Source organism: Enterobacter quasihormaechei (assembly GCF_004331385.1).
GTDB lineage: Bacteria > Pseudomonadota > Gammaproteobacteria > Enterobacterales > Enterobacteriaceae > Enterobacter > Enterobacter quasihormaechei.
On record NZ_SJON01000008.1, the window covers coordinates 140,750 to 163,776 of the forward strand.

Here is a 23,027-nt window from a genome sequence, read left to right on the forward strand (position 1 = left end):
TTCCGGTTAATACCGAAATGGCCGATGTGCATTTAACGCGTTGCGAAGCTTATTTCAAATTTTCAGGGAAGTTTGCTGGCAGCTCGCTGGCCGCACATGCAATCACGGTATCATCGTTAGCACCACAGTCGCGAACGAAGGTGATGGTGGCAAATTCATCAATTACTTCAGTCGGATAGGCCGGACCGGCATCACGGTAGCTGTTCATCAGCGGAATGTGATCGTTCTGGAAGCAGACGGTTTTTTCCGGATTGTTCATGACCCAGCGCGGGAAGAAAATGGTGCCGTGGAACAGGCTGTCGCCCAGGTTCACAATCAGGCTAACGTCGGTACCGGTTGGCTCGGTCCAGGAAATTTTATAGATGCTCTCCCCGACGCGGACGATGTACGCCTGCTGATCTTTCACCCAACGATTACCCACCAGACCGCTGTGAATACGGTAGTCGAGCGTGTTCTCGTTTTTGACGTAAATTTCGTAGTTCCAGCCGTTATCGTAGGTATAAACCAGATGTTTGCCGACGAAGCCGCTTAAGTCATGTTTGTCGAAGGTGTTCATAAGATGTCTCCTTTGTTTTGATGAAACTATCGTACCCCTTCAAAAAATGAATGAATAACGCTATGTTTGAATCAAATTCATCCAAAATTTAGATTGATCATGCATAAGACGACGCTAGAACAATGGGCCCTGCTGGAGAGAGTAGTCGAGGCTGGCAGCTTTGCCAGAGCAGCAGAAGAGACGCACCGCAGCCAGTCCTCGGTTAGCTATAACCTGTCGCTGTTGCAGGAACGGCTTGGCGTGGCGCTTTTAATGACGGAAGGCAGGCGGGCTGTGCTGACCCCGGCGGGTGAGCTGTTGCTGAATCAGGTGAAGCCGCTGCTGAAAGCCTTCGCCTACGTTGAAACCCGCGCTGCGACCCTGCGCAGCGGGATGCGAACCCGTATTGATTTGATGGTAGACAGTATTTTTCCGCGCAGCCGGCTGTTCGCTATTTTGCGGCAGTTTCAGCAGCGGTATCCGCAAACGCAGGTGCGGCTTACCGAGGTGCTGGAAAACAGCCGCGCGGACGCGCTCAATGATGAAGCCGACGTGATGGTCTTAACCCGCCGCCAGGACGTCACCGGGCTGGGCGAATGGCTGATGAATATCGATTTTGTTGCCGTTGCGCATCACGCGCACCCGCTGTTCGCGCTGGATACACCGCTTAATGACGAGACGTTACGCCCGTGGCCGCGCATTCAGATCGCAGACAGCCAGCCCACCGTTCGTCCCGCCGGGGAGTCGTGGACCTTCTCAACCATTGATGCCGCGATCGAAGCGGTGATGTATCAGGTTGGATACGGCTGGCTACCGGAAGAACGCATTCAGGCCCCGCTCCAGCAAGGCATCCTTAAAACCCTGCCGCTCAGCCACGGCGTACGTCGCGCCACGCCGCTGCACCTCATCGTCAAACGCTCCCTCAGCCCGCTGGACGAGCAGGTTGAGACGTTGTTGCGCCTTTTTAAGCAGGAGCCGTCATCGTCACCTGCTACGCTTTAAGTTTTGAACCAGAAGACGACAAGGAGCGAACGATGAAAATCGACTTAACGGGAAAAGTGGCGCTGGTGACCGCGTCCACCGGCGGTATAGGGTTTGCCATCGCCCGCGGGCTGGCGGAGAGCGGTGCGGAAGTGATCGTGAACGGGCGCAGCATCGACTCGGTGAACAAAGGTATTCAGGCCTTACAGCAGGTGGTGCCTGGCGTACAGGTCCGTGCCGCCATCGCCGATCTGAGCTCGCAGGAGGGCGTTGACGAACTGCTCAGGGTTGCCACTCACGTCGATATTCTGGTGAATAACGCCGGGATTTATGGTCAGCAGGATTTTTATTCCACCGACGACGAGACCTGGGAACGCTACTGGCAAACCAACGTGATGTCCGGCGTGCGCCTCTCCCGCGCCCTGCTGCCTGGCATGGTGCAAAAAGGCTGGGGTCGGGTGGTGTTTATCTCGTCAGAATCGGCCTGCAATATTCCGGCGGATATGATCCACTATGGCGTAACGAAAACAGCCCAGCTTTCGCTGGCGCGCGGTCTGGCGAAGTTTGTGGCGGGCAGCGGCGTCACGGTGAACAGCGTGCTGCCGGGCCCGACGATGTCGGACGGCTTTGCCGCGATGATGAAGGACGAGATCGAGAGAACCGGCAAATCGCTGGAGCAGCTGGCGAAAGCGTTCGTGATGGAGAATCGCCCCAGCTCGGTGATTCAGCGCGCCGCCACGGTGGAAGAAGTGGCCAACATGGTCGTTTACGTCTGTTCGATGCAGGCCTCCGCGACTTCCGGCGCGGCGCTGCGCGTTGACGGTGGCGTGGTGGATGACATCGTTTGACCCGTCAGGCCACAGGTTCGAGAAAAAATGAGATCGGATAGAAGGACTGCGAAGGTAAAGCAGGTAAACTAGTGAACAGAATGTGTATTTCAGCTAAGACGTATTTATGACCAATATGATTGCCGACGAAGCCGTGGCGAAGTCCAGCGTGCTCTCTGTCTTTGACTTTGATGGTACGTTGACGCACCACGACAGCTTTATTCCTTTCCTGCGCTTTGCCTTTGGCAAGCGCTACTTTGCTGGCCGACTGGTGCGCATGGCCCTGCCTACGCTGCACTGCGTGCGCCGCAAGCTGACGCGCGATGAGCTGAAAGAGGTGCTGATCAAAACCTTCCTGACGGGCGTAGATGAACACTGGTTACGTCAGCAGGCGGAAGCCTTCTGTGAAAAATACTGGAGCAAGCTGATGCGCCCGGAAGGGGTCATGGCCGTCGCCAACGAAGTCAATTCTGGTGCGGAAGTGACGATTTGCTCCGCCTCCCCGGCGCTGGTATTGCAGCCGTGGGCCGATAAGCTCGGCATTAAGCTGATTGGCACGCAGCTGGAAGTGAAGGACGGCAAGCTGACCGGGCGGATCACCGGCCATAACTGCCGTTGTGCGCAGAAGGTGGCGAGGCTGGAGAAGGTGTATGGGGATTTGAACGCGTATCACCTGCGCGCCTGGGGCGACACCCGTGGCGACCACGAGCTGCTGGCGGCGGCGCAGGATCCGCACTGGCGCCATTTCCATCATCCGAGCAAGCGCCGGAATTCACCAATAAGGTAGCCTTTTGCCGGGTGGCGGCTGCGCCTTACCCGGCCTACAACCCAATCGTAGGCCCGGTAAGCGAAGCGCCACCGGGCGGTACATCAGGCCTCACGTTTCCCCGGGAACATTACGCTCGCAATAATCCCCAGCGCCAGTACCCCCAGCACCACAAACAGGCTTGCCGTGGCACCGATGTTATAACCGTGATGCCAGAAGTGGTCGGTCGCATTTAGCCCCAGCTTGAACGCCACGAAGAACAGCAGCAGCACGACCGCTTTCTCCAGATGCACCAGATACTGCTTCAGCGCCTCCAGCACGAAGTAGAGGGTACGCAGGCCGAGGATCGCGAACATCATTGCGCTGTAGATAATCAGCGGCTCGCGGCTGACGGCAATGATGGCGGGAACGGAGTCGAACGCGAACATCACGTCGGACAGCTCTACCACCGCCACGCAGAGCAGCAGCGGCGTCGCGTAGCGCTTCGCCTTCTTCACGCGGCCTACCATCACATCCTTGTTTTCAGGCTTCTCCAGCTCGGCATCCACCTCTTTCTGGGTCAGGATAAACGCGTGGCTGCTGATTTTTGGCCAGACCGGATAGAAGCGTTTTACCAGGCGGTACGCCAGGTGGTTAGAGTAATCTTCGACTTCATCGCTCTCTTCATTGCGTTTCAGCATCATCACCGCCGTCCAGCCGACGACCAGCGCAAAAATGACCTCAACGTACGGCCCGAGGCTCAGGAGGCTGGTGCCGATGGCCACAAAAATCCCGCGGAACACAATCGCCCCCAGCACGCCCCAGTAGAGCACGCGGTGGCGATACTTATCCGGCACGCCGAACCAGGCGAAGATCGCCATCATCACGAACAGGTTGTCGACGGAGAGCACCTCTTCCAGCGCATAGCCGGTAAGGAACAGACTCGCCATCTCTGCGCCGTGGTGCACGTATAAGAAGCCGGCAAACGCCATGGCCATCATGACCCAGAAGATGGACCACATAGCCGCGCTTTTCAGCGAGATAGGTTTATCGTGACGGTGCATGAAGAGGTCGATAAACATCGCCCCAACGGCCATCACCACAAAGACAACAACGGTTTCCGTCGGGAAACCGAGATGAGCAGCAGACATAGACAACCCTTTTAAGAAGACAAAACACAACACCATGCAGGCTGGCGTAGACCAGAAGTGAGAATGGGGGAACGTGTTATCCGCATCTACCCCACTAAACCGCAGCTCTGTGGCTGCGCAAGGTGTGTACTTTACCTCACAACGTAGGGTGGTGCATCTGTCGTTTAGGCGCATTTAGCAGAGCGCGTTATCTGTGAGTCACGTCTTATTTACATCATTTAAACCTTCCATTAACTGGATAAAAAGAACGCGCCGACGCTATAGTGGTTTTGTTTAATAAAACTGAGTTGTACCTGATAAAACCAAGAACAGACCCTGCGAGGAACTCATGACAGAACATATTCGTAATGGCGTTGCCGCCACTGAGGACATAGAACGAAAGACTATGCGCAAGGTGATCTGGCGTATTCTCCCGTTTCTGATAGTCAGTTATCTGGTCTCTATTATCGATCGCGGCAATATCGGCATGGCTTCGCTACAGATGAATGAGGATCTCGGCCTCAGCAAAGCGGCGTTTGGCTTCGCCAGCAGTCTCTATTTCGTGGCGTATTTTCTGTTTGAAGTTCCAAGCAATCTGGCGATGCAGAAGGTGGGCGCACGTCTGTGGATCCCCCGCATTATGATCAGCTGGGGGGTGGTATCCATGTGCATGGCACTGGTACAAAACACCACGTCGCTTTATATCGTGCGTTTTCTGCTGGGAGCCGCTGAAGCGGGCTTTTTCCCCGGCGTCGTACTCTTTTTGACCTGGTGGATCCCTGCCCGCTACCGTGCGCGAATTATCGCGTCCTTTATGGTCGCGATCCCGCTGGCCAATTTTATCGGCTCGCCGCTGTCGGGGTTGATTCTGTCACTGGACGGCTGGTTAGGTCTGCGCGGCTGGCATCTGCTGTTTATCATTGAAGGCTTACCCGCGGTTCTGCTGGGTATTGCCGCCTGGTTTGTTCTTCGCGATCGCCCGCACCAGGCTAACTGGCTTAACGCGGAGCAGAAAAAATGGCTGGAAACAACGCTTGAAAGCGAGCGTCAGCAGCAAAAAAATATCGGCCACCAGACAACGTGGCAGCTGCTCCGGCATCGTCAAATCTGGCTGCTGGCGCTGATTTACGCAGGCGCGTCCTCAGCAGGCACCACCATCAGCGTCTGGTCACCGCAGCTGCTGAAATCGTTCCATCTTGATAATCTGGAGACGGGTCTGCTCAACGCCATTCCTTACGGCCTGGCATCCGTACTGATGATTGTCTGGGGACGGAGTTCTGACCGAACCAATGAACGCCGCTGGCATACCGCGCTGACGCTATTCATGATTGCCGCAGGCGTAGTTGCCGCATTTGTCAGCGTCTCTCTTTCTGCCACCCTTATTATTTTGAGCATCATGCTGATAGGCGCGTATTCAATGAAGGGGCCGTTCTGGGCGCTGGCGTCAGGCTGGATGAGCAGCACGTCGGCTGCTGCGGGGCTGGCCGCGATTGGCGCCATCGCTAACCTTATCGGCGGCGCGGTGATGGTCAACGCTTACGGCATCATTAACGAGCGGACGGGTAGCCACACGCTGGCCATGCTTCCTCTGGCTGCGCTGTGCGTCGCGGGGGGTGTCGCAGTGTTGGTGATGGGACGCCAGGCCCGCAATGCGCATCTGCATGAAAAACAGGTCACCCATTAGACATAAAACAGCGGGACGCCCGTCCCGCTTTATGCTCAGAGGCTCTCTTCCGCAGCGTCTTGCGTTTCCCCATAAAACTGCTGGCAGAAAGCCTTACTCGCCCCCATTTTCTGCGACAGGCGACTGGCGGTGGCGTGCATCAGCTGGCTGATCCCCTGTTCACGGCGATCTTCAGTCAGTCTGGAGATGGGCCCGGTCAGCGCCAGCGCCGCAATCAGCTTGTCATTGACGCCGAAGACGGGCATCGCAAACGCCGCGGTATGCGGGTCTCGAGCACCTGAGGTATAGAGCGGAACAGCGGGCTCCCCCTCTGGTAGCGCATCATTAAGGCCCCAGTGGCGAAGCACTTTACTGATGGCAGAATCGTCCAGCGGAAACTGAGTACCCGGCAGATTACTGTGGCGTAGCCCGTGGGAGGCTTCCGCACGGAACAGGCACAAACGTTGCCCGCCTTCTAACACATACCAGCTGGCGCTCTCCTGAGAGGCCTGAGATAACGCCTGAAGCTCAGGCTGCACCACCCGGGAAAGATGAAAAGATTGCTCATAAAGCTTACCGAGGTAAAGCAGACGTGGGCCAAGCGCGTAATTGCCGTCATCGTGCCTGACGACATAGTTCATTCGTTCAAGCGAATTCATTAACCGGTAAACCGTGGTTTTGTGATAACCCGATAGCTGCGCCAGCGCGGTCAGCGTCAGGCTCTCATCGCCGGGACGAAAGCAATCCAGTAAAGCCAGCGCTTTTTCGACCGCCACAACGCCTTCATTACCCATCATCATCTCCTTTTCTGCTCGGCAGTGAGTGTACCTCAATTTTTGTGAGTCACTTCGTGTTTACATCACAAACGCCGTTGCAGATCTGGCTAAAGGGAAAGCTACACCGCTATAGTTGTTTTGTATTGTACACCTGCATTGTACACAGTAAAACAATATGGAGGCATTCATGTCCGTTTCAGAAAAACCATTCATTAACCGTCAGTTCGAACGCGTGTCGACCGAAGAGGTTCACCAGGCCGCTGAGTATCAGGCCGCTATCCTCGCGGATGTTGCCGGCCGCCGCGGTACGCTCCATGGTCGTATCAAACCGCTCGCACCTCAGATGGCCGTTGCGGGCCCGGCTGTGACCGTGGAGGTGCGCCCGGGAGATAATCTGGCCATCCATGCCGCAATGGCCGTCGCCCAGCCTGGCGATGTGCTGGTTATTGACGGCAAAGGCGACCTGACCTGTGCGCTGCTCGGCGAGATTATGGCGACTCAGGCCCAGGCAAGTGGGATCGCGGGCATCATCATTGACGGAGCGGTACGTGATGCCGATACCCTGAGTAAAGGGCATTATCCCGTCTTCGCCGCCGGTCTAAACCCCTGTGGCCCGACAAAATCCATTCCTGGCCGGGTTAATCACCCCATCTCTATCGCTGGCGCGACGGTCCGGGCCGGGGATCTGATTGTTGCGGATATCGACGGCGTGGTGGCGATCCCGCGTGATGAAGTGCAGGCCATTATCGCCATGGCCAAAGGGAAACTCGAAACAGAGACCCGACGTCTTGCCGCTATTCGTGAGGGTGATTTGCGTCCACACTGGCTTAACGACGCGCTGCGCAAGGCGGGCATGTTATCTGACGGGGAGACGCTGTAATGGCAGGCAAACGCGTTGTACTGGTTACCGGATGCGACCTGGCAGACCAGGCTGTAAACATGCTGCGAGACTTTGACGTGGTGTATGCAGGACGTCAGCCCACAGAAAATGAGCTGGTTACGCTGTGCGAGCGGCACAATCCTGTGGCCATCCTGGTGCGTTACGGCAGGATAACCGCACGGATCATGGATGCTGCCCCCGCATTACAGGTTATATCAAAACACGGAAGCGGCATTGACGTGATAGACCAGCCAGCGGCAGCGGCGCGTAATATCGCCGTACGTTCCGCCCCCGGTGCCAATGCGGCAGCGGTTGCGGAACATACCTGGGCATTAATTCTTGCCTGTGCCAAATCCGTGGTTGCCCTTGATAAGCGCCTGCGTGACGGGCACTGGGATAAAGCCACGCACAAATCGATCGAGCTGGAAGGCATGACGCTGGGGCTTATCGGCCTGGGGGCGATTGGCTCGCGAGTGGCGAACGTGGGGCTGGCATTCGGCATGCAGGTTGTGGCGTACGATCCTTACGCTAAAACGATGCCTTCAGGCTGTGCTCGGGCAAACACCTTAGCCGACCTGCTTTCCCGTGCCGATGTTATCTCCCTGCATTGCCCGCTCACTGACGACAACAGAGGAATGATTAACGCAGACACGCTCGCCCACTGTAAGCCGAACGCTATTCTGGTGAACACGGCGCGCGGCGGGTTGATTAACGATGACGCCTTGCTCAGGGCGCTCAAGGATGGAACCTTGCACAGCGCGGCACTCGACAGCTTTACCAGCGAGCCTCTGACCGCCCCGCACAGGTGGCAGACCGTCGATAATGTCATCATCTCGCCGCATATTGGCGGCGTCAGCGAGGCGTCATACGTCAGGATGGGAACCGTGGCCGCCAGCAATATTCTGGACGTTGTGCGCGTGGCTGACGATGCCACCGTCAGCCCGTGAAGCGCATTGATAAATGACAGCGCCCGCTTGTCACTTATCCTCAGCGAGTGCCTGCGCGCATGCCCAGGCACTGGCCCACGCCCACTGGAAGTTATACCCGCCGAGCCAGCCGGTCACGTCCATCACTTCGCCAATGAAGTAGAGACCCGGCACGTTGCGGGCTTCCATCGTGCGGGATGAGAGTTCGTTTGTATCCACGCCGCCCAGCGTCACTTCCGCCGTGCGGTAGCCCTCGGTGCCGTTTGGCTGTACGCGCCAGTTCGTCAGCGTCTCCACCAGCGTTTCCTGCTCGCGGCTGTTCAGCTGCTTAAGCGACACGTCCGGGATCTGCCCCAGCGCCTGCAAACATTCCACCAGGCGCTTCGGCAGCTGCATTGCCAGGGTATTTTTCAGGCTTTGATTCGGGTGCGCAGCGCGCTGTTCGTTCAGGAACGCGTCCAGATCGCAGTCCGGTACCAGGTTTACGGAGACAAACTCTCCCGGCTGCCAGTAGCTGGAGATCTGCAACACCGCCGGCCCCGAAAGGCCGCGATGGGTAAAGAGCAGGTTTTCACGAAATACCGTGCCGTCTTCGGCCGTAATAACCGACGGCACAGACACGCCGGAGAGCGTCTGAAGCTGTTCCAGCAGCGGCTTATGCAGCGTGAACGGCACCAGCCCGGCGCGGGTGGGCAGCACCTTCAGGCCAAACTGCTCGGCGATTTTGTAGCCGAACGGTGAAGCGCCAAGACCCGGCATTGAAAGGCCGCCGCTGGCGATCACCAGATTGTCGGCGCTGACGGTTTCACCGTTGAGTTGTAGCGTGTAGCCCTGCTCGTCGCGGGCGACCTCGAGCACTTCTGTCCGCAGGCGCATGACCACGCCGCCTTTCTCGCACTCGGCCACCAGCATATCAACGATTTGCTGGGCGGAGTCGTCGCAGAACAGCTGTCCCAGCGTCTTCTCATGCCACGCGATACCGTGTTTACCCACCAGTTCGATAAAGTCCCACTGGGTGTAGCGCGCCAGCGCAGATTTACAAAAATGACGGTTCTGGCTCAGATAGGCCGCCGGTTCGACATAGAGATTGGTAAAGTTGCAGCGCCCGCCGCCGGACATCAGGATCTTGCGGCCAGGCTTTTTTCCGTTATCCAGCAGCAGCACGCGACGACCCGCTTGTCCGGCCATTGCCGCACAAAACATACCCGCCGCACCGGCGCCAATTACTACGGCATCAAACCTTTCCACGTCAAAATCCTCTTCGTTAACTGCCGCGGATTGTAAAGTTTCCTCAGTGGTCGCACCAGCGTAAAAAGATATTACAAAGCCATTTCATTGATATTTAAAGATTATCCTTTCAGGCACATTTCTCAAATCAGGTGGTATGTCAAAAAAAGTCTATATTTCACTTTGCCCGTTGCGCATTTGTCCTGGATAATGCGCCGCGTTCATGTCCTCAAAATGGCGTAACGTCCTATGCTACATTTGTTTGCCGGCCTGGATTTACATACCGGGCTTTTATTATTGCTTGCTCTGGTTTTTGTGCTGTTTTACGAAGCGATCAACGGCTTCCACGACACTGCAAACGCAGTTGCAACGGTTATCTACACTCGCGCAATGCGATCGCAGCTTGCGGTCGTTATGGCGGCGGTATTTAACTTTTTTGGTGTCCTCCTGGGCGGACTGAGCGTTGCGTATGCCATTGTGCATATGCTGCCAACGGATCTGCTTCTTAACGTGAGTTCCGGTCATGGCCTGGCCATGGTGTTCTCAATGCTGCTTGCTGCCATTATCTGGAACCTCGGTACCTGGTATTTCGGCCTGCCTGCATCCAGCTCTCACACCCTTATTGGCGCGATTATCGGTATTGGGTTAACCAACGCCCTGATGACCGGTACCTCGGTTGTTGATGCGCTGAACCTGCCTAAAGTACTGGGCATTTTCGGCTCTCTGATCATCTCTCCTATCGTGGGTCTGGTGGTGGCGGGTGGCTTGATTTTCATCCTGCGTCGCTACTGGAGCAACACGAAGAAACGTGCGCGTATCCACCTGACGCCAGCAGAGCGTGAAAAGAAAGACGGCAAGAAAAAGCCGCCGTTCTGGACGCGTATCGCGCTGATCGTTTCCGCTATCGGCGTGGCCTTCTCTCATGGCGCGAACGATGGTCAGAAAGGCATTGGTCTGGTGATGCTGGTTCTGATTGGCGTCGCACCGGCGGGCTTCGTGGTTAACATGAACGCCTCTGGCTACGAGATCACCCGTACCCGTGATGCGGTAAACAACGTTGAAACGTACTTCCAGCAGCATCCTCAGCTGCTGAAGAAAGCGACCGGCGTAGACCAGCTGATCCCTTCTCCTGACTCTGGCGCACTGACTGCACCGGGCGAGTTCCATTGCCACCCGGCAAACGCGATTAACGCGCTGGAACGTGCGAAAGGCATGCTGGCCGATATCGAAAGCTACGACAAACTGGCTGTTGAACAGCGTGGTCAGCTGCGTCGCATCATGCTCTGCATCTCCGACGTGACCGATAAAGTCGCGAAGCTGCCAGAGGTGACTGCCGACGACAAACGTCTGCTGAAGAAACTGAAAGGCGATATGCTCAACACCATTGAGTACGCGCCAATCTGGATCATCATGGCGGTCGCGCTGGCGCTGGGTATCGGTACGATGATTGGCTGGCGTCGTGTGGCGACCACCATCGGCGAGAAGATCGGTAAGAAAGGCATGACCTATGCGCAGGGTATGTCCGCGCAGATGACGGCAGCGGTGTCTATCGGTCTGGCGAGCTACACCGGTATGCCAGTATCAACCACCCACGTACTCTCTTCGTCCGTGGCAGGTACCATGATTGTTGACGGCGGCGGTTTACAGCGTAAAACCGTGACCAACATTCTGATGGCCTGGGTGTTCACCCTCCCGGCGTCCATCCTGCTGTCCGGCGGTCTGTACTGGATTTCGCTGAAGCTGATTTAACCGGCTGAAGGCGACAAAAAAGCGGGTCAGGAAACTGGCCCGCTTTTTTTACGTGTAATTTCTGATTAATTAACTAATTTCATTAGGAAAATCTGAACACTTTTTGCTCAGATAATCTGTTTGCGAGAAACTATCATGCCGGGAAGGATGAATAACGCCTACTGGAGAATGTATGGCTTCCGTTCCAACGCCTGGCCCTGGTTCAATTGTAATAGCTAACAACATGCGTGAAGCGCGCCAAAATGGAATGTCACGCAATATGGCCACAGCCTATACATATTACTGGTTCTATCAAAAAGTCCGAAATGGCGGCCCATGGGATTATAAAAAGTTCGATCCGTATTTCGCAGCATTTGGCAATTTTAACTTCGGTTCCGCAGGGACCGCGGCTGGGATTCCTGCGAAGATCCTCCTCATGGGCGCGGGTTGGGCTCAGAGTCGCGCAGGGACCTCAAAAGCCAAATGGGGTAAATGGTACGATAAACCCCCTTACGGTGATGACCCGACGGATCAGCGCAATATCAGAGAAGGAATAGATTATGCCATTCAGAATGGTTATTAGCTGGCTCCATCGGCTCGTCACGCTTGTACTGCTCTTCGTGGTTGCCGGTTTTGCCTGGCTAAATCATCAGCCCGACTCCCGTCGTTACGACGAGTTGCAGCGCGTTTATCACGTTTCAGATAGCGTCTGGCTGTACATGACGGTGAATCATGGCGGTGGCGCAACCGTACCGACCATTTATCGATACTATCTCTCGAATAAGCTAGAAGGGAAAAACGTCGACATTCTCAGGCAACTCTCCACGAAATCTCCCGTCATTGAGGGTACTGGCACGATTACAAATGCCAGCCTGGTCAAAAACGGGGCTGTGAGCATTTCTTACAGTGGTAAAGTGATATCAATTCAGGACACGATCTCTGACCTCCGATTCACGGCTACCCCCTAAATCGAATGGTAAGAAGGCGAGGCTGGCCTCGCCTTCATCATGCTCAGTGCCAAATCATCAGTGCAATCATACTCACCACAACCAGGCCACACAGGGCGCTGGTCAAAATGAACTGACGACGCAGGCGCTCGCAGCGACGGATAAACTCTTCATCGTGGTGATCGCGGTAGCGCTGGTAATAGATGTACCCCACCAGACGCATCTGTTTGCTGGGCTGTCCATGCGAGGTGAAGAACCCTCCACCGTCCACGTACTGATAAAGCAGCGGATCGCAACCACGAAGTACCACTAACAGCGCACGTAACGATGAGAAGTAGCGCGCCATATTCACTATGCAAACTACGCATAACGCCCAAAACAATGCGACGGTGCTAATCATACATCCTCCCCGGCGTCCGCCCATGAAGCAAGGCTCCTGAGCTACCGCACCCCAATGCCCTGACAGACAGTTCAGTGAAAGAATGACTAAAAGTCGATCCGGTTCGCGTTTTAATATCCGAACGGCTCATTAAATAGTGTAGGAGATCCGTTAATTTTTTTGCCACAAGGTTAATCGTTATCAACACCAAAGCTTGAAAAATATGTTTAACTGGGCCGTAATGAAAGCATCAGACGACGCTTTCCCATTTAGTCATCGATAACTTAAGGAAGGAGTAACACTATGGCTTACAAACACATTCTTATCGCGGTAGACCTCTCCCCGGAGAGTAAAGTGCTGGTCGACAAAGCCGTATCCATGGCACGTCCCTACAACGCGAAAGTTTCGCTGATTCACGTTGATGTGAATTACTCCGACCTCTACACCGGTCTGATCGACGTGAATCTCGGCGATATGCAGAAACGCATCTCCGAAGAGACTCACCACGCGCTGAGCGAGCTCTCTACCAACGCGGGCTATCCGATCACTGAAACCCTGAGCGGTAGCGGCGATCTGGGTCAGGTGCTGGTTGATGCGATTAAGAAATACGATATGGATCTGGTGGTCTGCGGTCATCACCAGGACTTCTGGAGCAAGCTGATGTCCTCAGCGCGCCAGCTGATTAATACCGTTCACGTGGATATGCTGATTGTTCCACTGCGTGACGAAGAAGACGAGTAAGTGCAAAAAAAGCGGCACTGAATGTAGGCCGGGTAAGGCGAAGCCGCCACCCGGCTTTTTTTATTCCGGCGTCCCCGCATAAATATCAAACCGGTGCCCTTTGGTGGTCACCGCGTTGGTCGTGGCAACGTCCGCCAGCGGCGGCGCGTAGTCCGGACGCTTCACCACCACCCGCTTCGTCGCGAGCTGACGAGCAGGCTCCAGCAGGCCATCTGCATCCAGATCCGGCCCCACCAGCGACTGAAACACACGCATCTCTTTCTTCACCAGCGCGCTTTTCTGCTTATGCGGGAACATCGGGTCGAGGTAGACCACCTGCGGGCGCGGAGTGATATCCGTCAGCGCCGTCAGGCTTGACGCGTGGATCAGCTGCAAACGTTCCTGCAACCACGGGCCGATTTCCGGGTCCGCATAGCCTCGCGTCAGCCCGTCATCGAGCAGCGCGGCGACAACCGGATTACGCTCCAGCATCCGCACCCGGCAGCCCACCGACGCCAGCACAAAAGCATCGCGCCCCAGCCCCGCCGTGGCGTCCACCACGTCAGGCAGATAGCTTCCCTTAATGCCGACCGCTTTGGCCACCGCTTCGCCGCGACCGCCGCCGAACTTACGCCGGTGCGCCATCGCGCCGCCGACGAAATCGACAAAAATCCCGCCGAGCTTCGGCTCGTCGCGCTTGCGAAGCTCCAGATGTTCCGGCGTCATCACCAGCGCCATCAGGTTGTTTTCATCATGTTCCAGCCCCCAGCGGGCCGCCAGAACAGATAAGGCGCCGTTCCCGGCGCCCGTTTCATCCACTAAGCAGATCTTCACGTAGCAATCAGCCTTTGATTCCGTAATGCTCCAGCATCGCATCCAGCTGAGGCTCGCGGCCACGGAAGCGTTTGAACAGCTCCATAGGCTCTTCTGAACCCCCGCGCGTCAGGATGTTATCGAGGAACGACTGACCGGTTTCGCGGTTGAAAATCCCCTCTTCTTCGAAGCGAGAGAAGGCGTCCGCCGCCAGCACGTCGGCCCACAGGTAGCTGTAGTAGCCCGCGGCGTATCCGCCTGCGAAGATATGGCTGAACGCGTGCGGGAAGCGTCCCCAGGTTGGGCCTGGAATAACGGCGACCTGCTTTTTAATCTCGGCCAGCGTTTCGAGGATTTTCGCCCCCTGCTCCGGGCTGAACTCGGCGTGCAGGCGGAAATCGAACAGGCCGAACTCCAGCTGACGCAGGATAAACATCGCCGCCTGGTAGTTTTTCGCCGCCAGCATTTTATCCAGCAACTCTTTAGGCAGCGGTTCGCCGGTCTCATAGTGGCCGGAGATAAACGCCAGCGCGTCCGGCTCCCAGCACCAGTTTTCCATAAACTGGCTTGGCAGCTCGACCGCATCCCATGGCACCCCGCTGATACCGGCGACGCCGGCGGTTTCGATGCGGGTCAGCATGTGGTGCAGGCCGTGACCGAACTCGTGGAACAGAGTGATCACTTCATCGTGGGTGAACAGCGCCGGTTTGCCGCTTACCGGACGGTTGAAGTTACAGGTCAGATAGGCGACCGGTTTTTGCAGGGAACCATCCGCTTTACGCATCTGGCCCACGCAGTCGTCCATCCACGCCCCGCCGCGTTTGTTTTCACGCGCGTAAAGATCCAGATAGAAGCTGCCGCGCAGCTCGTTTTTCTCGTCATACAGCTCAAAGAAGCGCACGTCCGGATGCCAGACGTCGATATCGGTACGCTCTTTAGCGGTAATGCCGTAAATGCGTTTCACCACTTCAAACAGACCGTTGACGGCTTTGTTTTCCGGGAAGTACGGACGCAGCTGTTCGTCGCTGATGCTGTAGAGGTGCTGCTTCTGTTTTTCGCTGTAGTACGCGATATCCCACGGCTGAAGCTCGTCCACGCCAAACTCGGCTTTCGCAAAGGCACGCAGCTGGGCCAGCTCTTTCTCCCCCTGAGGACGGGCGCGTTTCGCCAGATCGGTCAGGAAGTCGAGCACCTGCTGCGGGTTCTCGGCCATTTTGGTGGCGAGGGATTTATCCGCGTAGCTGTCGAAGCCCAGCAGCTGTGCCAGCTCGTGGCGCAGGGCGAGGATCTCCGCCATCACCGGGCTGTTATCCCATTTACCCGCATTCGGCCCCTGATCGGAGGCGCGGGTGCTATAGGCGCGGTACATCTCTTCACGCAGGGCCTGGTTGTCGCAGTAGGTCATCACCGGCAGATAGCTCGGGATATCCAGCGTTAACAGGAAGCCTTCCTGCTCTTTCGCTTCGGCCTGGGCTTTCGCCGCCGCCAGCGCGCTTTCCGGCATACCCGCCAGCTCGGCTTCGTCGGTAATCAGCTTCGTCCAGCCCATGGTGGCGTCGAGGACGTTGTTGCTGTACTGGTTGCCCAGCTCGGACAGGCGCGCAGCGATTTCGCCGTAGCGAACCTGCTTCTCTTTTGGCAGACCGATACCGGACAGCTCAAAGTCACGCAGGGCGTTATCAACCGATTTTTTCTGCGCCATGTTCAGTTCGGCATAATGGTCGCCGTCGCGCAGGTCGCGGTAGGCTTTGTACAGTCCTTCATGCTGGCCGACCCAGGTGCTGTACTCAGAGAGCAGCGGCAGGGTTTGTTCGTAGGCTTCACGCAGTTCCGGGCTGTTTTTCACCGAGTTCAGGTGGCTCACCGGGGAGAAGATACGCCCCAGCACGTCGTCCACTTCGGCCAGCGGCTGACACAGATTCTCCCAGGTGTACGGCGCGCCCTGCGCAACCACGCTTTCTACCGCCGCGCGGCAGTTGTCCAGCGACTGGGTAACGGCTGGAACCACATGCTCAGGGAGGATTTTAGAAAACGGTGGCAACGAAAAAGGCGTCAGTAATGGATTGGTCATAAACGCTGTCCTGTTGAAATAGATGAATGAAGCGCGCATCCGGCGCTGTGCATATTGTTCAGTAATGGGGTTAAGTGTAGAGGATTTCAATGCCGGACGTTGTCGAAAAGAGCCCGGTGGCGCTGCGCTTACCGGGCCTGCGGGTAATCTTTGCCGTTCTGCTGTAAACTGTGGCAAATCGTCAATTCAGCGGAATATCATTACCCATGCTCAGTTATCGCCACAGCTTCCACGCTGGCAACCATGCCGACGTCCTTAAACACACCGTTCAGAGCCTGATCATCGAATCGCTCAAAGAGAAGGATAAACCGTTTCTCTATCTGGACACCCACGCGGGCGCGGGCCGTTATCAGCTGAGCGGCGAGCATGCCGAGCGTACCGGTGAATATCTGGAAGGGATTGCGCGTATCTGGCAGCAGGACGATCTGCCTGCCGAGCTGGAGCCGTACATCGGCGTGGTGAATCACTTCAACCGCAACGGCCAGCTGCGTTACTACCCGGGCTCTCCGCTGATTGCCCGTCAGCTGCTGCGCGAGCAGGACAGCCTCCAGCTGACCGAACTGCACCCGAGCGATTTCCCGCTGCTGCGCTCTGAGTTTCAGAAAGATAACCGCGCCCGCGTGGACAAAGCCGACGGTTACCAGCAGCTGAAAGCCAAGCTGCCGCCGGTTTCCCGTCGCGGCCTGGTGCTGATCGACCCGCCGTACGAAATCAAAACCGACTATCAGGCGGTGGTGACCGGCATCAACGAAGGTTACAAACGCTTTGCGACCGGAACCTATGCCCTGTGGTATCCGGTGGTACTGCGCGCGCAGATTAAACGCATGATTAAAGATCTGGAAGCGACCGGCATTCGTAAAATCCTGCAAATTGAGCTGGCGGTGCGCCCCGACAGCGACCAGCGCGGCATGACCGCTTCCGGCATGATTGTGATTAACCCGCCGTGGAAGCTGGAAGCACAGATGAACAATGTGCTGCCGTGGCTGCACAAAACGCTGGTGCCTGCCGGAACAGGGCACGCCACCGTAAGCTGGATCGTGCCGGAGTAATTGCAGCCATCGGTGGAAACTATTGATTTCAGGTATACAATCGCGGCAATTCACGATTAAGGACAAAAACTATGACCAGGCATTATGACTACATCGCAATCGGCGGCGGCAGCGGCGGCATCGCCTCCATTAACCGTGCGGCTATGTACGGCCAGAAGTGTGCGCTGATTGAAGCCAAAGCGCTCGGCGGCACCTGCGTGAACGTCGGTTGTGTACCGAAGAAAGTGATGTGGCATGCCGCGCAAATCCGTGAAGCTATTCATATGTATGGCCCGGACTACGGTTTTGATACCACCATCAACCACTTCGACTGGGACAAGCTGATCGCCAGCCGTACCGCCTACATCGATCGTATTCACACCTCGTACGACAACGTGCTGGGCAAGAATAACGTTGACGTGATCCGCGGCTTCGCCCGTTTCGTGGATGCGAAAACGATCGAAGTGAACGGCGAGACGATCACTGCCGATCACATCCTGATCGCCACCGGCGGCCGTCCGAGCCATCCGAACATTCCGGGCGCGGAATACGGTATCGACTCCGACGGGTTCTTCGAGCTGCCAGCTCTGCCTGAGCGCGTGGCCATTGTGGGCGCAGGTTACATCGCGGTTGAGCTGGCTGGCGTGATTAACGGCCTGGGCGCAGAGGCGCACCTGTTCGTGCGTAAACACGCGCCGCTGCGCAGCTTCGACCCGCTGATCGTCGAGACGCTGGTTGAGGTGATGAACGCCGAAGGCCCAACGCTGCACACTAACGCCGTACCAAAAGCGGTCGTTAAAAATGCAGACGGCAGCCTGACGCTGGAGCTGGAAGATGGCCGCAGCCAGACCGTTGACTGCCTGATCTGGGCGATTGGTCGTGAACCGGAAACCGACAACTTCAACCTGGCCGCAACTGACGTGAAAACCAATGAAAAAGGGTATATCGTCGTTGATAAGTTCCAGAACACCAGCGTACCGGGCATTTATGCCGTCGGGGATAACACCGGTGCCGTCGAACTGACGCCGGTTGCCGTTGCCGCAGGCCGTCGCCTCTCCGAGCGCCTGTTTAACAACAAACCGGACGAGCACCTGGATTACAGCAACATCCCGACCGTGGTCTTCAGCCACCCGCCCATCGGCACCGTCGGCTTAACCGAGCCGCAGGCGCGCGAGCAGTACGGCGATGACCAGGTGAAAGTGTACAAATCGGCGTTTACCGCAATGTATACCGCAGTCACCTCACACCGTCAGCCGTGCCGCATGAAGCTGGTCTGCGTGGGCCCGGACGAGAAGATCGTCGGTATCCACGGCATTGGCTTTGGCATGGACGAGATCCTGCAAGGCTTCGCGGTGGCGCTGAAGATGGGCGCCACCAAGAAAGACTTCGATAACACCGTCGCGATCCACCCGACGGCGGCAGAAGAATTTGTGACCATGCGTTAAGCCTGATGCCCCTCTCCGGAGGGGCATTTTTCATTAACATTCACAAATCGTTGCAAAACGAATGCTCCGAAAATAGTGATCTACCGCACATATCCCCCCACATCTACCGAAGCGAATGTCTACGCTTATAGGACGCCCGGAAAAACCAGTCTTTGAGAACACATAACCGGAGGTCTTTATCACCATGTTCAACCAGAAACTACAGACTGCCGAGGAAATCGAGTTCGAAATTGCAGAAGAGCTGCGCTACGAAACCGATCCCTGTGAGTTAAAACTGGATGAGATGATCGAGGCAGAGCCGGAACCGGAAATGATTGAAGGGCTGCCGGCGTCCGATGCCCTCACGCCCGCAGACCGCTACCTTGAACTGTTTGAACACGTCCAGTCGTCGCGGCTGTTTGCGGACAGCAAAACCTTCCCCGACTGTGCGCCGAAGATGGATCCGCTGGATATCCTGATTCGCTACCGCAAGGTGCGTCGTCACCGTGATTTCGACCTGGCGCGCTTTGTGGAGAATCACTTCTGGCTGCCGGAGGATTACAGCAAAGAGTACGTCTCTGATCCCGGCTTCTCCCTGAAAGAACACATTGATAACCTGTGGCCGGTGCTGACGCGCGAGCCGCAGGATCACATCCCGTGGTCGTCGCTGCTGGCGCTGCCGCAGGCCTATATTGTGCCCGGCGGTCGCTTCAGCGAGACCTACTACTGGGACTCCTACTTCTCCATGCTGGGGCTGGCGGAAAGCGGTCGTAACGATTTGCTGAAATGCATGGCCGATAACTTCGCCTGGCTGATTGAGCGCTATGGCCATATCCCGAACGGCAACCGTACCTACTATCTCAGCCGCTCCCAGCCGCCGGTTTTTGCGCTGATGGTGGAGCTGTTTGAAGAGGACGGCGTGCGCGGGGCAAAGCGCTATCTTGAACACCTCAAGATGGAGTACGCCTTCTGGATGGACGGGGCAGAATCGCTGCTGCTCAATCAGGCCTATCGCAGTGCGGTCCGCATGCCGGACGGCTCCCTGCTTAACCGTTACTGGGACGATCGCGATACGCCGCGGGATGAATCCTGGATTGAGGACGTTGAAACCGCCCGTCATTCGGGTCGCCCGCCGAACGAGGTGTATCGCGACCTGCGCGCCGGGGCAGCCTCCGGCTGGGATTACTCGTCCCGCTGGCTGCGCGATCCGGCGCGGCTGGCCAGCATCCGCACGACACAATTTATCCCCATCGATTTGAACGCGTTCCTGTTCAAGCTGGAGAGCGCTATTGCCAATATCTCAGCATCGAAAGGGGATAAAGAGACCGCCGATCTGTTCCGTCAGAAAGCCAGCGACCGCCGCGCGGCGGTGAACCGTTATCTGTGGGACGACGAGAACGGCTGTTATCGCGATTACGACTGGCGACGTGAAGCGCTGGCGCTCTTCTCTGCGGCCAGCATTGTGCCGCTGTACGTGGGCATGGCGACGCATGAGCAGGCGGAGCGGCTGTCCGATGCCGTTAAAGCACGTCTGCTCACACCGGGCGGGATCCTCGCCACCGAATATGAAACAGGCGAACAGTGGGATAAGCCGAACGGCTGGGCGCCGCTGCAATGGATGGCCATTCAGGGGTTCAAACAGTACGGCAACGACTCGCTGGGAGATGAGATCGCCTGGAGCTGGCTGCACACCGTGAACCATTACTATAAAACCCATCATAAGCTGATTGAGAAGTACCACATCGCCAGCAGCACGCCACGCGAAGGTGGCGGGGGGGAGTATCCGTTGCAGGATGGCTTCGGCTGGACCAATGGCGTGGTGCGGCGGTTGATTGGGTTGTATGGGGAGCCCTGAGCCTCGCCCCTCACCCTGATCCTCTCCCCTGAAGGGAGAGGGGGAAAAATAATCAGCGGATCACCTCATAAATGTCAGTCTGGATGGACTGCCATTTTTTTGTGGTGGCATCCGGCTGAGATTTAGCGCGCCGCGTGGCCATATCCGCATCATGCTGTTGGCGTTTCACCACTGCCGGGACGGTACAGAACGCTTTCAGGTACTGCTTGCGCATAGACGTCAGCGATTCGCCGTTCGCCATCGCATGGCTAAGCGTGTTAATAAAGCGTCGGCAGGGCTTTTGCTCTGTCATTTGCAGGCGGTAGCGCAGCATCACTTCCAGCACGTCGTCGTAGCCTGCTGATAACGCCTCTTCTGTCCATGACACTTTCCAGTCCATCCCGCCCTGCAAGAACAGGAGCGCCACGCGGGTATCGTTGCGGCTGATAGCTGAACGGAAGTTGTTTTCATCCCAGGTCACACCCATACGCGTCAGCGTTTCTCGCGAGGAAGGCGTTTCGCGCATCTCCTGCACCGGCGCGGGAGATGCCGAACTGGCCACAGCCGGCTGGGGTTTACTGCTGGTTACCAGCCAGGCTCCCCCCACGATAATCGCGATAACCATCACGCCAACCGCTCCCCACAGCACGCCAGAAATCAGCTGTTCGCGCTGCTCGGGCGTTCGCGCGGCGCGCTGGGTCGGTTTCTCGATGCTGTCGCGCACTTCAAAAAGATCGCCACCCGTGGTGCGATCCCTTTTCTGCGCCTTTTCCCAGAACGCGTGCAGCTCGCTTTCCTCCACCGCCATGAGCGCCGCCGGGTTAATGCGTGTTCGCCCTTCCTCAAACGCGCGCTGAACGGAGCGGGTTATCTGCGTGTAATAGCTGTCGAGCAGCTGGATTTGCGCCCCGCTTAACGGCTGCTGCACGGTGATGCTGTTGCGGATTTGACGGATATCCTCGAGGAAGGTTTGCAGCGTTTTACGAGGCTCTACCAGCAGCGTCAGCATGTCCGGGTCGTTAAACAGCGACGCGTAGTAGCGGCTAAATTCTTTTTTATCCACCAGCATCTGGGCCAGCTCGCTGAACAACATGCCGCTCAGCACATCGTTAATTTCACCGTTTTTCAGCCAGCGACGCACGCGATCGGCGTTAAACAAGGTCTTAAGATGATTATTCAGCCGCGTCGGATCGGGCCACGCCTGCTGTATCAGCCCTTTTATCATTAGCTCGATGGCTCGCACCTGTTTCTGCGCCTGGAGCTGGCTCGCCTGCTCTGGCGCCATCCCGGTATCGTAGGTCAGGAGGGGCTGTTGCAAACGCAGATATTCAAGAGCGGTTACAAAGCGCATCGCCGCAATCAGCTGGTTTTCGCTGACGTCCTGCCCGCTTTCATACTGGGGGACGCGCTGCTGAAGCAAGCGTAATTGCAGCGTAAAGGCCGTCATTTCCGCATCATTCAGGTTCAGCTTCCTGGCAACGGCGCCCCACCCGCCCAGCCCCAGACGGGCGCTGTCCAGCTGTTCCAGAAACCAGCGTGGATCTTTGCCTTCACTAACAGGTACATTCAACAGAAGTAAGATTTCGACAGACGCCTGACGGATCGCCGCCAGGCAGTGTTCAAACTGCTCGCGGGTATGATGCGATGAGCTCATCATCTTTGTTTTCCTTGAGAGACAACAAATACCGCTAAAGCGGCATTAAAGGTGATTTTTCTTTTTATTTATACGAGGTTAAACATACCTGACTTTCTGTTGAAATAAAGTGACAACCCTATAATCATTTACAATGCCTCAGGAGAATCTGAATGCCCGCCTTTACGACCGCACGCCTCACCTGCTCGCCGCTTCAGGAGCAAGACTGGCCCTTTTTTCTGTCGCTTCAGCAACATCCTGACGTGATGCGTTTTGTCGCCGAGGCGCGTAGCGAGGCGGACATTCGGGATGCCTTTGAGTCTCGACTGTTGCCGTGGACGCCGGGCAGCTCACACTGGCTCTGCCTTGTGGTGCGTGATACGGCCAGCCAGACGCCGCTGGGCGTAACCGGCTATGTACACCGGGAAGCAGATTGTGCCGAAGTCGGTTTTCTCTTTGCGCCCTCTGCGCAGGGGAAAGGTTACGGCTTTGAATCGCTGCGGGCCGTGTGTGATTTCGCGTTGACTCAGGGCAATATTCGTCGGCTCACCGCCACCGTTACCGCGGGAAATATCGCCTCAAGGCGGCTGCTGGAAAAAACAGGTTTTCAGCTGGAAGGTGAATTGCGCGAGAGTTATTTCCTTTCAGGGCAATGGCATAACGACTGGCTGTTCGGTTTATTGAAAAAGGAATACCCGTTCAGTAAAACCTGATCAACAGCCATTTGGCGGATATTCCCCGGACGTCGTTTCCTCTATAG

Annotated in this window: 22 protein-coding genes; 14 read left to right on the top strand and 8 right to left on the bottom strand. The window is 56.6% G+C overall.

Annotation, left to right across the window (positions count from 1 at the left end; translation table 11 throughout):
- Window positions 1–49 precede the first annotated feature (49 nt).
- The gene (locus E0L16_RS12700; protein ID WP_063449998.1) at window positions 50–556 is read right to left on the bottom strand and encodes a phenolic acid decarboxylase; all 507 of its coding nucleotides are present in this window, start codon (window positions 554–556) and stop codon (window positions 50–52) included.
- A gap of 99 nt (window positions 557–655) precedes the next feature.
- On the opposite strand from E0L16_RS12700, the gene E0L16_RS12705 reads away from it, so the two are divergent.
- From E0L16_RS12705 to E0L16_RS12715, 3 genes are all read left to right on the top strand, one after another.
- A complete protein-coding gene (locus E0L16_RS12705; RefSeq protein WP_063865398.1) occupies window positions 656–1,537 on the top strand; it encodes a LysR family transcriptional regulator in 882 nt (293 codons plus the stop codon).
- A gap of 32 nt (window positions 1,538–1,569) precedes the next feature.
- Window positions 1,570–2,364, top strand: a complete 795-nt coding sequence (locus E0L16_RS12710) for an SDR family NAD(P)-dependent oxidoreductase (RefSeq protein ID WP_063450000.1) — start codon at window positions 1,570–1,572, stop codon at window positions 2,362–2,364.
- 106 nt (window positions 2,365–2,470) lie between these two features.
- On the top strand, window positions 2,471–3,130 hold the full coding sequence (locus tag E0L16_RS12715) for an HAD family hydrolase (protein ID WP_074177577.1): 660 nt from the start codon (window positions 2,471–2,473) through the stop codon (window positions 3,128–3,130).
- Window positions 3,131–3,213: 83 nt separating this feature from the next.
- Here the strand turns inward: E0L16_RS12715 and E0L16_RS12720 are convergent, their stop codons facing one another.
- Window positions 3,214–4,239: a TerC/Alx family metal homeostasis membrane protein gene (locus tag E0L16_RS12720; RefSeq protein ID WP_023298822.1), complete on the bottom strand. Its 1,026-nt coding sequence runs from the start codon at window positions 4,237–4,239 to the stop codon at window positions 3,214–3,216.
- A 328-nt stretch (window positions 4,240–4,567) separates the two neighbouring features.
- On the opposite strand from E0L16_RS12720, the gene E0L16_RS12725 reads away from it, so the two are divergent.
- Window positions 4,568–5,902: an MFS transporter gene (locus E0L16_RS12725; RefSeq protein WP_107534143.1), complete on the top strand. Its 1,335-nt coding sequence runs from the start codon at window positions 4,568–4,570 to the stop codon at window positions 5,900–5,902.
- 35 nt (window positions 5,903–5,937) lie between these two features.
- Here E0L16_RS12725 and E0L16_RS12730 read toward each other — a convergent pair whose 3' ends face one another.
- Complete coding sequence (locus E0L16_RS12730; RefSeq protein ID WP_131637070.1) at window positions 5,938–6,675, bottom strand: IclR family transcriptional regulator; 738 nt, start codon at window positions 6,673–6,675, stop codon at window positions 5,938–5,940.
- Between the two features lie 169 nt (window positions 6,676–6,844).
- On the opposite strand from E0L16_RS12730, the gene E0L16_RS12735 reads away from it, so the two are divergent.
- Entirely contained in the window at window positions 6,845–7,537 is a 693-nt protein-coding gene (locus E0L16_RS12735) for an RraA family protein (RefSeq protein ID WP_131637047.1), read from the top strand.
- Window positions 7,537–8,484 carry a hydroxyacid dehydrogenase gene (locus E0L16_RS12740; protein WP_131637048.1) on the top strand — a complete coding sequence of 316 codons (948 nt, stop codon included), beginning with the start codon at window positions 7,537–7,539 and terminating at the stop codon, window positions 8,482–8,484. The genes E0L16_RS12735 and E0L16_RS12740 overlap by 1 nt, the downstream gene beginning before the upstream one ends.
- Window positions 8,485–8,514: 30 nt before the next feature.
- Here E0L16_RS12740 and E0L16_RS12745 read toward each other — a convergent pair whose 3' ends face one another.
- A complete protein-coding gene (locus E0L16_RS12745; protein ID WP_131637049.1) occupies window positions 8,515–9,711 on the bottom strand; it encodes a BaiN/RdsA family NAD(P)/FAD-dependent oxidoreductase in 1,197 nt (398 codons plus the stop codon).
- Window positions 9,712–9,939: 228 nt separating this feature from the next.
- Here E0L16_RS12745 and pitA point away from each other — a divergent pair, with 228 nt between their 5' ends.
- The 3 genes from pitA (at window position 9,940) to E0L16_RS12760 (ending at window position 12,386) form a co-directional block, all read left to right on the top strand.
- Window positions 9,940–11,439, top strand: coding sequence for an inorganic phosphate transporter PitA (pitA, locus tag E0L16_RS12750; protein WP_063450006.1), 1,500 nt, complete (start codon window positions 9,940–9,942; stop codon window positions 11,437–11,439).
- Between the two features lie 172 nt (window positions 11,440–11,611).
- On the top strand, window positions 11,612–12,001 hold the full coding sequence (locus tag E0L16_RS12755; RefSeq protein ID WP_207388506.1) for a polymorphic toxin type 44 domain-containing protein: 390 nt from the start codon (window positions 11,612–11,614) through the stop codon (window positions 11,999–12,001).
- Complete coding sequence (locus tag E0L16_RS12760; protein WP_131637050.1) at window positions 11,979–12,386, top strand: hypothetical protein; 408 nt, start codon at window positions 11,979–11,981, stop codon at window positions 12,384–12,386. The genes E0L16_RS12755 and E0L16_RS12760 overlap by 23 nt, the downstream gene beginning before the upstream one ends.
- Window positions 12,387–12,429: 43 nt before the next feature.
- Here the strand turns inward: E0L16_RS12760 and uspB are convergent, their stop codons facing one another.
- Window positions 12,430–12,765: a universal stress protein UspB gene (uspB, locus tag E0L16_RS12765; RefSeq protein ID WP_003861224.1), complete on the bottom strand. Its 336-nt coding sequence runs from the start codon at window positions 12,763–12,765 to the stop codon at window positions 12,430–12,432.
- Window positions 12,766–13,047: 282 nt separating this feature from the next.
- On the opposite strand from uspB, the gene uspA reads away from it, so the two are divergent.
- A complete protein-coding gene (gene uspA, locus E0L16_RS12770; RefSeq protein ID WP_003861223.1) occupies window positions 13,048–13,485 on the top strand; it encodes a universal stress protein UspA in 438 nt (145 codons plus the stop codon).
- Window positions 13,486–13,545: 60 nt separating this feature from the next.
- Here the strand turns inward: uspA and rsmJ are convergent, their stop codons facing one another.
- Both rsmJ and prlC read right to left on the bottom strand, forming a co-directional pair.
- The gene (rsmJ, locus tag E0L16_RS12775) at window positions 13,546–14,298 is read right to left on the bottom strand and encodes a 16S rRNA (guanine(1516)-N(2))-methyltransferase RsmJ (RefSeq protein WP_131637051.1); all 753 of its coding nucleotides are present in this window, start codon (window positions 14,296–14,298) and stop codon (window positions 13,546–13,548) included.
- A gap of 7 nt (window positions 14,299–14,305) precedes the next feature.
- Window positions 14,306–16,348: an oligopeptidase A gene (gene prlC, locus E0L16_RS12780; protein ID WP_131637052.1), complete on the bottom strand. Its 2,043-nt coding sequence runs from the start codon at window positions 16,346–16,348 to the stop codon at window positions 14,306–14,308.
- 206 nt (window positions 16,349–16,554) lie between these two features.
- Here prlC and E0L16_RS12785 point away from each other — a divergent pair, with 206 nt between their 5' ends.
- The 3 genes from E0L16_RS12785 to E0L16_RS12795 all read left to right on the top strand — a co-directional run bounded on the left by E0L16_RS12785 (window position 16,555) and on the right by E0L16_RS12795 (window position 20,655).
- The gene (locus E0L16_RS12785; protein WP_006808562.1) at window positions 16,555–17,397 is read left to right on the top strand and encodes a 23S rRNA (adenine(2030)-N(6))-methyltransferase RlmJ; all 843 of its coding nucleotides are present in this window, start codon (window positions 16,555–16,557) and stop codon (window positions 17,395–17,397) included.
- Between the two features lie 71 nt (window positions 17,398–17,468).
- Window positions 17,469–18,821, top strand: a complete 1,353-nt coding sequence (gene gorA, locus E0L16_RS12790) for a glutathione-disulfide reductase (RefSeq protein WP_131637053.1) — start codon at window positions 17,469–17,471, stop codon at window positions 18,819–18,821.
- Window positions 18,822–19,005: 184 nt separating this feature from the next.
- Window positions 19,006–20,655 carry an alpha,alpha-trehalase gene (locus E0L16_RS12795; protein WP_063865347.1) on the top strand — a complete coding sequence of 550 codons (1,650 nt, stop codon included), beginning with the start codon at window positions 19,006–19,008 and terminating at the stop codon, window positions 20,653–20,655.
- A 52-nt stretch (window positions 20,656–20,707) separates the two neighbouring features.
- On the opposite strand, the gene E0L16_RS12800 is transcribed toward E0L16_RS12795, so the two are convergent.
- Window positions 20,708–22,291, bottom strand: coding sequence for an STY4199 family HEPN domain-containing protein (locus E0L16_RS12800; RefSeq protein WP_131637054.1), 1,584 nt, complete (start codon window positions 22,289–22,291; stop codon window positions 20,708–20,710).
- 149 nt (window positions 22,292–22,440) lie between these two features.
- Between E0L16_RS12800 and E0L16_RS12805 the strand changes: the two genes are divergently transcribed.
- Window positions 22,441–22,980 carry a GNAT family N-acetyltransferase gene (locus tag E0L16_RS12805; RefSeq protein ID WP_131637055.1) on the top strand — a complete coding sequence of 180 codons (540 nt, stop codon included), beginning with the start codon at window positions 22,441–22,443 and terminating at the stop codon, window positions 22,978–22,980.
- Window positions 22,981–23,027 lie beyond the last annotated feature (47 nt).